Annotated in this window: 3 protein-coding genes; 1 reads left to right on the plus strand and 2 read right to left on the minus strand. The window is 36.1% G+C overall.

The window, feature by feature from the left end:
- The coding region (locus RT405_RS11565; RefSeq protein WP_313469834.1) for a DEAD/DEAH box helicase at nt 1-1,196 on the minus strand (1,196 nt) is incomplete at its 3' end.
- A gap of 372 nt (nt 1,197-1,568) precedes the next feature.
- Between RT405_RS11565 and zwf the strand changes: the two genes are divergently transcribed.
- Nucleotides 1,569-3,050: a glucose-6-phosphate dehydrogenase gene (gene zwf / locus RT405_RS11570; RefSeq protein WP_313469830.1), complete on the plus strand. Its 1,482-nt coding sequence runs from the start codon at nt 1,569-1,571 to the stop codon at nt 3,048-3,050.
- Between the two features lie 83 nt (nt 3,051-3,133).
- On the opposite strand, the gene RT405_RS11575 is transcribed toward zwf, so the two are convergent.
- Nucleotides 3,134-4,000, minus strand: a complete 867-nt coding sequence (locus RT405_RS11575; protein ID WP_313469832.1) for an aldo/keto reductase — start codon at nt 3,998-4,000, stop codon at nt 3,134-3,136.
- Nucleotides 4,001-4,177 lie beyond the last annotated feature (177 nt).

Raw genomic sequence — 4,177 nt, forward strand, 5'->3', positions numbered from 1 at the left:
GTTCCATCAAGAGGCTCTGATTTTTTCTTTTCACGTTGAGCGCGACGTTTACGATCAAAGGTATCAATGATTTCTCCATTTTTAACGGTTTTAGGTTCAAAAGTAATACCTAATTTTTCAATATCAATAATCAGATTTTCATCGCTAGGAGCATATAAAGTAATGGCTGTACCTTTAAGGTTGTTTCGTCCTGTCCGGCCGACACGGTGAATAAAGAAATCCAAATCGCGCGGAATCTCAGCATTGATGACATGAGAAACTCCTTCAATGTCAATTCCACGAGCTGCTAAATCTGTCGCTACTACAAATTGGTATTCTAAATTTTGAACTTGCTTCATAACTCGTTTCCGTTCACGAGGAGGAATGTCCCCATGAATTTTAGCAACTTTTACCCCTCTAGTTTTTAGTCCCTCAGCAATTTCATCTACTTTCGCTTTCGTATTAGCAAATATCATCACTAAATAAGGCTGTCCAATCATCAGCAATTCATAAATAACATCAATTCGATCTCTGCCTTTAGTTGAAATCAACCAATTCTCAATAGAAGAAGAAATGACTTCTTTTGGTTGAATGTGTTCATATAAAGGATTTTCCATATATTTTTTTAAGAATGGTTTTAATTTATTAGGAATCGTTGCCGAGAAAACTAACATTTGTAATGGCGTCGGTAACTTACCAGCAATTTGATCAATATCTTCCAAAAATCCCATATCGAGTGTCATATCTGCTTCGTCAATTACCAGTACAGGTGAAGTATGGATCAACAAGGCGTTTTCGGTCACTAAATCTAAAATTCGCCCAGGTGTGCCTATTACAACATGCGGTTGGGTACCTGTCAATTTTGCTATTTGTCGTTTTTTATCTGTCCCGCCGACAAAGTTTTGTACAATGATTCTTTCGGGTGCTTTTTCGACGAGTTGAAGTGCTGCTTGATAAATCTGTTCCGCCAATTCTCGGCTTGGAGTTGTAATGACGACTTGTACTTCTTTTTTTGCCGGGTCAACTGCATTGATCAAAGGCAATAAGAACGTATGCGTTTTACCAGATCCTGTTTGAGATTGACCGATTACGCTCTTTCCTTTTTTTATAGCAGGAATAAGTTTATCTTGCACTTCAGTCGGCTGAGTAAATCCTATTTCGTTGATTGCTTCTATTAAAAATGGTTGTAAATTAAATTTTTCAAATGTATGTTCCACTATTGTCCGCCTCTTTTCTATCGATACTCTTTTGCATCTTGTGTATTATACCATAATCAGCCTTCATTCGTTAAGCAATTGTTCGTTCTATGAGGATTTTGCCATTGTTTTACTTGACAATAGTCTTCCATTTGGAAACCAATGTTCATAAAATTATTCCATGACTGATAACTGTATTTTTTATCTGCCTTGCAATCCCTTTATTTTTTAATCACCGGTTGACTTGAATAGACAATTTCTATTTAATGAAGTTGTAGTATTTTATTAATCAGGTTTGATTGATTCTAACAACAGATACTTGTATAATATGAAAGATGACCGTTTGCGAATAAAGCGCTACACAAGGTTATATCGAAAGAGAGGTAAAGATAAATGAGTAAAGAAAAGATTGCTCTGTTTACTATTTTTGGTGGAACAGGAGATTTGGCAAAGAGAAAACTATATCCTTCTCTTTATCGATTGTACAAAAAAGGTTACCTTGCGGAAAAATTTGCAGTAATCGGAACAGCAAGAAGAGAATGGACAGATGATTACTATCGTGAAATCGTCGTGGATTCTATTCAAGATCTAATAGAATCTCCTGAACATGCACAAGAATTTGCAAGTCATTTTTATTATCAATCTCATAATGTGACTGATATCGAACATTACGATATCCTTAAGCTTTTATCAGAAACTTTAGATACTCGTTATCAATTAGAGGGAAATCGATTGTTTTATTTAGCCATGTCTCCTAAGTTCTTTGGTGTCATTTCACAGAATTTAAAAGACTGCAACTTGATTACAGCTGAAGGTTTCAATCGCTTGATTATTGAAAAACCATTTGGCCACGATTACGAAAGTGCACTTGAATTGAATAACCAAATTCGTGCATCATTTGAGGAAAATCAAATTTACCGTATCGACCATTATTTAGGAAAAGAGATGGTTCAGAATATTTCTGCAGTCCGTTTTGCTAATAATATGTTTGAAGCTATGTGGAATAACCGTTATATCGATAATATTCAAATCACTTTAAGTGAATCGATCGGGGTAGAAGAACGAGGCGGATATTATGATACCAGCGGCGCGTTGAGAGACATGCTGCAAAATCATATTCTTCAAGTCATTTCGTTATTGGCAATGGAGCCTCCAACTCGTTTGCAAGATAAGGAAATTCGTACAGAAAAAATTAAAGCCTTGCAAGCAGTCCGTCTTTTCAAACCAGAAGAAGTGTCTGACTATTTAGTCCGCGGCCAATATGGTCCAAGTTCCATCAGTAGTGAAGAATTGAATGGATACCGGGAAGAATTGAATGTTGCTCCTGATTCTCAGACAGAAACCTTTGTAGCTGGAAAAATCATGATCGATAATTTCAGATGGTCGGGTGTTCCTTTTTATTTCCGGACTGGTAAAAGGTTAACGAATAAAGGCACACAAATTGATATTGAATTTAAAAATGTTCCTTTAAACTTATTTGATAACAATGATGAGCCCTTACCTCCCAATGTCTTAACTATTTATATTCAACCTATTGAAGGGTTTTCTTTAGAATTGAATACTAAAAAAGTAGGCCTTGGTCTAGAAACAGAAACCTTGCAATTAGAACATAAACATTCTGCAGAAACTACAGCTAATAGTTCAGAAGCATATGAAAAACTGATTTTGGATTGTCTGAATGGAGATTCTACCAACTTCACTCACTGGGATGAAGTTGCTAGTTCTTGGAAATTCGTTGATATCATTCGTAAAACTTGGGATACTGAAACTGTAGAGTTCCCTAACTACCCAAGTGGTTCTATGGGACCGGTTGAAAGTGACCTGCTTTTAACAAAAGATGGATTTAAATGGCATTGGTGTCCTGACAAACAATAAAAACAAAGAAGTACGAAAAGAAACGTTCAGAGTAAGCTAAAAAAATAAAGGAGTGTTGGTTTTTTACCAACTCTCCTTTATTTTTATGCATTTTTTGGTCTAATAGAGGTTTCTTTCATTCTTTCCTGGTCATCAGGATCGCCGCCGTAACGAGTTTCTGTATTCAAACCGGCAATCTCTTCCATGTCTTCTTCTGTTAATGAAAAATCAAATAATTCACTGTTTTCTTTAATTCGGTCAGCATGAACTGATTTAGGAATGACCACTTCTCCTCTTTCTAAATGCCAGCGTAAAATCACTTGTGCAGGAGTCTTGAAGTATTTTTGTCCAATATCTTTTAATACTGGGCTTTTTAAGAGTTCGGATTTCCCTTGACCCAATGGTCCCCATGCTTCATGGAGGATCCCGTTGGCTTTCATATACTCATGAAGCTCATTTTGAGGAAACTCAGGATGCGTTTCGATTTGGTTGATCATCGGTTGCATTAATCCTTGATTTTTTAATTCTTCTAAATGGTGGATTTGAAAGTTCGATACACCAATTGCCCGAATTTTTCCAGCTTCGTATAACTCAATCATAGCTTTCCAAGTTTCAACAAATTTTGGAGCAGCCCAATGGATCAAATACAAATCTAAGTAATCTGTTTCTAATTTATCTAATGATTCTTGAAAAGCAATTTTTGTTTGTTCATATCCTTGATCGTAGTTCCATACTTTAGAAGTTATAAAGACATCCTTACGTGGTATCCCTGCTTCTTTCAACCCGCGTGCTACATATTGTTCGTTTCCATATATTTTAGCCGTATCAAAATGACGGTACCCTACCTCGACGGCCGTTTTAACTGCTTCGACCAATTCTTCTTCATCTTTCATTAAGAAAACGCCTAAACCTAATTTAGGAATTTTTACTCCATTGTATAATTCATAACTTTCAAGTAATGCCTCGCCCATAAATGAACAACTCCTCTTTATTATTTACTCTATTATCATAGGACAATTTTGCTTCAAATTACAAGCGAGACGCATCTAGGTCGGTTTGATTTGTAAAGAACTCCCGCAGATCTTGTCTCAGACTTTTGATAGCTCCCCGCTGGTCGCTTTCTAAATTTAATACCAATAAAGGTTCAT

The organism is Carnobacterium sp., assembly GCF_032094055.1.
In the GTDB taxonomy this organism is placed as follows: Bacteria; Bacillota; Bacilli; order Lactobacillales; family Carnobacteriaceae; genus Carnobacterium_A.